At 47.0% G+C, this 6914-nt stretch carries 4 protein-coding genes; all 4 read left to right on the top strand.

Annotation, left to right across the window (positions count from 1 at the left end):
- The first annotated feature begins 71 nt into the window (after window positions 1-71).
- The 4 genes from JX312_RS07060 to JX312_RS07045 all read left to right on the top strand — a co-directional run bounded on the left by JX312_RS07060 (window position 72) and on the right by JX312_RS07045 (window position 6855).
- Window positions 72-3173, top strand: a complete 3102-nt coding sequence (locus tag JX312_RS07060) for a T9SS type A sorting domain-containing protein (RefSeq protein ID WP_204457512.1) — start codon at window positions 72-74, stop codon at window positions 3171-3173.
- Window positions 3174-3489: 316 nt separating this feature from the next.
- The gene (gene sufC, locus JX312_RS07055; protein ID WP_172469334.1) at window positions 3490-4245 is read left to right on the top strand and encodes a Fe-S cluster assembly ATPase SufC; all 756 of its coding nucleotides are present in this window, start codon (window positions 3490-3492) and stop codon (window positions 4243-4245) included.
- Window positions 4246-4247: 2 nt separating this feature from the next.
- A complete protein-coding gene (locus JX312_RS07050) occupies window positions 4248-5594 on the top strand; it encodes a SufD family Fe-S cluster assembly protein (protein ID WP_204457511.1) in 1347 nt (448 codons plus the stop codon).
- A 46-nt stretch (window positions 5595-5640) separates the two neighbouring features.
- Window positions 5641-6855, top strand: coding sequence for an aminotransferase class V-fold PLP-dependent enzyme (locus JX312_RS07045; protein WP_123403592.1), 1215 nt, complete (start codon window positions 5641-5643; stop codon window positions 6853-6855).
- Window positions 6856-6914 lie beyond the last annotated feature (59 nt).

The raw sequence follows: 6914 nt of genomic DNA, 5'->3' as shown, positions 1-6914 counted from the left end.
GCCAGCACAAATAGCAAATTGCCATCCAACTCTTGACCTCGAATTTGATTAACACTTTTTAAGAGACACTAGTGAGTAACGGTCTTGGAGAGCAGAATGCATTCCGTTATTATAACAGTCATGACTTTATTGAGGTCGAACTTCCGTTTGAGTTCCCGTTCTATGGCAAGAAATACAGCAAGATGTACATATATAATACCGGATTCATTTCGTTCACGGAACGTCGCGATGATAAAATCTGGCCTGAACCCCCGGCTGAATTCCCCGAAGGGTCTGTATATAACAACATGCTTGCTCCCTATTGGGGACTCCATACAATGAACACGACCAAGACTGCGGGAACATACCATTATGTTACAGAAGACCGCGCTGTGGTTTCATTCATGGAATATGGCAACTCAATGAACAATGGCGTTTGCTTCCAGGTGATCCTTGAAAAGGATGGCTCATTCAAATTCCAATACGACAAGTTTGATGACAATTCCATTATCATGTCTCCGTTCGGCGTTGCCGGTATCTGTGACGAGACTTCAACAGAATCTGTAAAGCTTCCCGAACGCTTCATCGCCTTTGGCAATGCTGTAAGTTTCAACCCAGTGTTCACTAACACTGTTGCTCCGGGCGCTAAGCACGCAGTCAAGGTTGACGTGAATACAGATCGTATGGCAGGTGTTTACGAGTCTACTCTCGGATTGACTACCAACGTTCCATCCAAAGATAAGATCGCTATCCCTGTCAATGTTACCATTACTGGAGAAGCGAAGCCGGTGATCCCGGAAAGTGTTGAAATAGAGAATGTGCTCGGATATCGGAATACCGATTATACAGATCCTATCGTGCAGAATGGTTTCCCGTATGCTGCTTATTTCAACGTTGCAAACGAAGGGACCGCGATGTATACTCTCACCGGTGTTGAATATCAGTCTCCGATGTTGCAAGATCCTGACTTCCCGGAATGGGAAACCCCGGCGTTCATGTTGCTCGCAAAACTTCCGGCAATAGACATGTTGGGTAATCCTACCGGTTCTTATTCTTGGCAGATGATTGATCCGGGCTTATTCCAGCCTGCGGAAATCGGTAAGACTCCGATGGAGTTCGCAATGGCAATGACTCAATGTGAGTATTGGATGACCCCCGGTGTTTATGATGTTCCCGTAAAATTGACATATACTACAGATCCTGTTTCCGGGAATCCTGTGACAAAGACTGTAAATGTTAAGTTCACGGTTACCAAGGCTCCGGTGATGTCGCTTGACAAGGAGGAGATCCGCATTGAAAACGCTACCGACGACCATGTTTCAGTTGAAACTCTCAAGATCGGCAATACCGGTGAATACAAACTTACATATTCACTTGTTCTCGATCCGACCGGAGTTGGCGAAACAGATGAAGACTTAGGTGGCGGTATTGCTCCCTGGCATGCTGGGAAGAATGAGAAATCAAGCTTTAATGCGGCTCCGTTCGCTTTGTATGAAGGCAAGTTTGGCAAGAAGCTTGTGCCCCATGCAGATGAAGAGAAAAATATGTTCGACCTCCCGTCAAACTTCGATTATACCCAGGCTCTTTATCATGATGCTATGCCGGGATCTACAAATGCCTGGAATTATGGCGCGAATACGGAGTTTGATGTCTTCAAGACGTCCACTGCGTTCGTGGCTCCCAAGTCGGGTATCAACATTTCGCATATCTATATGCCGGTGCAGACTGAAGGACAGAGCAATGTGAACATCAAGCTTGAGCTTGTTGCCGGCAATGATCCCGAAGATGCTGAAGTTATCGGACGCGGTTCGTTTATTGCCAGTGCAGATCCTGCTAACCCGCAACAGGGACGCTTCTACGTTGTTCCTCTTGACCGTCCGGTTTATATGAATCCGAATGAAGAGTTCTGCCTTGTGGTAACCTATCCTGAAGGACTTCTTTCTCCATCTTTTATATGTAAGAAAGAGGAACCTGTTACCAATGGCCGCTATATGGCATGGACAGAGCAGTCCGGATGGTATGACGTTGCTGAACNTCTTGAACAGCAAATCGGTTCAGGCGGTTATATGAATACATGTCTTGAAACTGTGCCCGGTGAACCTTGGATCAAGCTCATTAATGAGACAACCGAAGGTGAAATTGCCGTAGGTGGCAATGTTGACGTCAAGGTTCAGGTGAATGCGGCAGCGGCTCGTCTTGAGAAGGGCAATAAGGCTGTGATCGTCATCAAGACCAACGATCCTAATATGCCGAAGGTTAACTTCCCGATACATCTTGACATGAATGCTTCTCCTGAAATCTCAGCTCCTGCTACAAAGGTTTACGCGAAAGAGGGAGAGACTACAACTGTTAAGGTTACGGTTTCCGATCCGGATTCAGACGATATGACAATCAAGTTTGAAGATGCTTCCAAACTTGCAACTGTAAAGGATGTGGTTGCCGATGAGGCTGACACTGACGCAGCTGTGACTAAGACAGAAGACGGCTTATACAAAGTTACGGGTGCTTCACATCCTGTCACTGTAAATGTAGAGATCAAGCCTGACTTCGGAACTGCAGGCGCCTATAGCTTCAGTGTTCTTGTCGCTGATGACAAGGGACATCGCTCCAGCGCATCCGTAGCTTATGAAGTTGAGAAAGTGAACCGTGCTCCTATCGCCGTTGAAGGAAAAGAGGTAGAGGTTAAAGTTGGCGAACTCTCGGAGGTAACCGAATTTAGCGAGCTCTTCACAGANCCTGACGGCGATGACATGACTTACACATTCGAGTTCGAGGCAAATGATTTTGCAGATGCATACACCACTGAAACGGGAGTCGTGTTCCGTGGCAAGGCTGTGGGCAAGGCAACTGCCAAGGTTACAGCAACTGACGATAAGGGTATGTCAACTCCTATGACATTCGTGGTTAATGTTAATGACGGATCAGGTGTCGCAGACATCAATGCAGACGGATCAAGACTCGTGATCGTGAAAGAGAATCCTGTTGATGAGACTCTCGTAATGTCGGTAGTTTCCGGAGGTTCTCTCAATGTAGAGATCTTCGATGCAGCAGGTAAGTCTGTTTATCACGATTCTGTTGATGCAGTGGCAGGTGAAGAGATTAATGTCAACATGGGTGGCAATATATCCGGTCTTTATATTCTCCGCGTTTCTAATTCCGATGAGTCTGAAACACACCGCATCTTCAAAAAGTGATAATCCACACACGGTAGGAGTCTCAATAAGGTTGCTCCTTCCGTAACCTGAAAAGCCGCAGCTTAGAAAGCTGCGGCTTTTATTTTTAAACAGGCACTTATATAATTTTAAGGGGAAAGATTGTTATAACTATGGGATTATTTGTAATTTTGTATTAAATTCTCACATGCAGGTGAATTGCCACATTAAACCTATATTCTGAATTCAGCTGTTTTTAGGGGTTTTAACCCATAAGAGCAAGTTGATGATATTAGAATAAATCATTATATTCTCAATTTGATGTGGTCGTTTAACTGGTTATATATTCAAGACAGATATGTTAAAAGTCAAAGGCTTACACGCGCAGATAAACGGCAAGGAGATTCTCAAGGGTATAAATCTGGAGATCAAACCGGGAGAGGTTCATGCTATAATGGGACCTAACGGTTCAGGTAAATCCACTCTTTCGATGGTTCTTGCCGGCAACCCGGCATATGAGGTTACGGAGGGAACAGCTGAATTTAACGGCAAGGATCTTCTGTCGATGCCCCCCGAGGTAAGAAGCCATGAGGGTCTTTTCCTCGGTTTTCAGTATCCTGTGGAGATCCCCGGAGTTTCGATGGTTAATTTCATGAGAGCGGCTGTAAACGCCAAACGGGAGTACTTTCATCAGCCACCCATGAGCGCTACCGATTTTCTTAAAATGATGCGTGAAAAGCGGGCTGTTGTAGAACTCGACAATAAACTTGCCTCACGTTCGGTTAACGAAGGTTTCTCCGGCGGTGAGAAAAAGCGCAACGAAATTTTCCAGATGGCTGTTCTTGAGCCGAGACTTTCTATTCTTGATGAGACAGATTCCGGACTTGACGTGGATGCCTTGAGGGTGGTAGCAGAGGGTGTGAATAAACTGAAAAACGACAATAACGCCACTATAGTCATTACCCATTATCAGCGGCTTCTCGATTATATCCGTCCGGAATTCATACATATCCTTTATAAAGGCAGAATAGTAAAATCAGGCGGACCTGAACTCGCTCTTGAAATAGAGAACAGAGGTTATGACTGGATTAAAGAAGAGGTAGACAATCAATGAGTATGGGTGCGTTAAAACAATATATTGATCTTTACAGGGAGCATCGCGGTCTGATTGATGCCAACAGCGCCGCTCCGCTCAATGCGCTGCGTCCTGAGGCGTACCGGTTGCTGCAGGACATGAAGTTGCCTGCCGAGGGTGATGACAACTATGAGAACTGTGATCTTGAGGCGATGCTCGCCCCCGATTACGGACTGAATATTGCAAGAGTAGATATTGATGTCAATCCTCAGGCAACGTTCCGATGTGATGTGCCGATGCTTACCTCTTCACTCTTCATGCTTGTAAACGATACGTTTGCTGCAGCCGAAGGTGCCGTCGAGTCCCTTCCGGATGGTGTGGAGGCTGGAAGTCTGCGCAGACTGGCGATTGAGAATCCTGATGAGGTTTGCGCATATTACGGCAAACTTGCCGATATGGCGAATCCGGTGGCAGCTCTTGGCACTCTGCTGGCGCAAGATGGTTTTTATCTGCGTATCAGGAAAGGTGTGAAAGTGGATAAGCCGATTCAGCTTGTGAATATTCTTGAGAATGGAATGCCTTTGATGGCAGTGCGCCGTATGCTCGTTATCGTAGAGGACGAGGCGGAGGCAAAGTTGCTTGTTTGCGACCATACGCAGAATCCAGACATGAACTTTCTGTCGCTTGAGACAGTAGAGATATTCGTAGGCAGCAATGCACGTTTCGATTATTATAATCTTGAGGAATCAACCGAAAAGACAACGCGTATCTCCGCACTCTATCTGCGTCAGGAAGCGGGAAGCAATGTGTCAATTGATGGACTCACACTCTTCAACGGCACTACCCGTAACGAATATTACACCCTGTTCGCCGGAGAGGATGCGGAATTGCATCTGTATGGTATGGGTATAGAGGATGCCTCGCGCAAGGTGTCGACATATTCGAGAATTGATCATGCCGTGCCGCGCTGTCGTTCAAATGAACTGTTCAAGTATACGCTCGATGACAATGCCAGAGGTGCTTTTACCGGACGAATTCACGTTGCTCCGGGTGCGGTGAAGACCGAAGCTTTCCAGTCAAACCGCAATCTGGTAGGTAGCGATGATGCTCGGATGACGAGCCGCCCGGAGCTTGAGATATACAATGATGATGTGAAATGTTCACATGGCACCGCAATTGGTCAGCTCAATGAGATGCAGATGTTTTATATGCGCACCCGCGGACTTGATGAACCAACGGCACGTCTTCTTCTAAAACAGGCATTCATGGCTGATATAATCGACCGTATCAAGGTGGATGCGCTGCGTGACAGGCTGCGTCTCATGACTGAACGCCGCTTTGCGGGGGAAAGCTCCGCATGTGCGTCGTGTGCCCGTTGCGGCAAATAATCATAGAATTTAATAATAGGTTTTACAAGGAGTTGAATAATAAGTCATGACCCTCGATATTGATAAAATAAGAGAACAGTTTCCGATTCTCGAAAGGAGTGTGGGAAACCGGCGTCTTGTCTATCTCGACAACACAGCCACCTCGCAGACACCCTCTTCGGTAGTAGACAATATCGTCTCCCTGTATGAGCATACCAAGGCGAATGTGCATCGCGGAGTTCATACACTCTCACAGGAAGCTACCGATCTTCAGGAGCATACGCGCCGCAGGGTTCGTGACTATATCAACGCCGCGAGCGAGGAGGAGGTCATTTTCACACGAGGAACCACCGAGGCAATCAATCTTGTGGCATCGTCATACGGAGACCGCTTCAGAGACGGAGACGAGATTATCCTCACCGTAATGGAGCATCATGCCAATATTGTGCCCTGGCAGCTCCTTCAGCGTCATCACGACATTAAAATCAAGGTGGTGGATATAAACGACCGGGGGGAACTTGATCTGGAACAATATCGGTCGTTGTTCAACGAGCGTACGGTATTCGCTTCGTTTGCTCATGTAAGCAACGTGCTTGGCACTGTCAACCCCGTGAAGGAGATGATTGCCATAGCCCACAGTCATGGTGTCCCTGTACTTGTGGACGGTGCGCAGGCTACGCCCCATCTTGCAGTGGATGTTAGAGATCTCGATTGTGATTTCTATGTCTTCTCTTCTCATAAGATGTATGGTCCTACAGGTGTAGGAGTGCTTTACGGGCGTCGTTCGCTACTCGAGACAATGCCCCCTTATCAGGGCGGCGGAGAGATGATAAAACATGTGTGTTTCTCGGGAACAACGTTCGCAGACTTGCCGTTCAGGTTCGAGGCGGGAACTCCTGATTTCATAGATATAGCCGCATTTGCAAAGGCATTGGATTTCATAGAGGCGACAGGAATCGAGAATATCCGCAGTCACGAAGAGGAACTGCTTGCATACACCACTGCGAAACTTATTGAGATTCCGGATGTGAGGATTTACGGAACGGCTCCCGGAAAGTCAGCGGTAATATCATTCAATGTGGGTGCCGTCCACAATTATGACATCGGTCTGCTCCTTGACAAACTTGGTGTTGCGGTACGCACCGGTCATCATTGCGCACAGCCTTTGATGGAGCGGCTTGGAATACCAGGCACAGTGAGGGCATCCTTTGCCGTATATAACACCCGTGAGGAGGCTGACATGTTTATAGATGCGTTGAAACGAGTTGCAGCTATGTTTTGATGTCGCTTGGAAAATGTGTTATGATTGAAAAGAAAAACCATCAGTCGGCTATATGCTGC

Origin of the sequence: Barnesiella sp. CU968 (genome assembly GCF_905219685.1) — a bacterium.
Taxonomy (GTDB): domain Bacteria; phylum Bacteroidota; class Bacteroidia; order Bacteroidales; family Muribaculaceae; genus Lepagella; species Lepagella muris_A.
The sequence above is the reverse complement of the archived record's forward strand: the minus strand, read 5'-3'. Positions and strand labels throughout refer to the sequence as shown.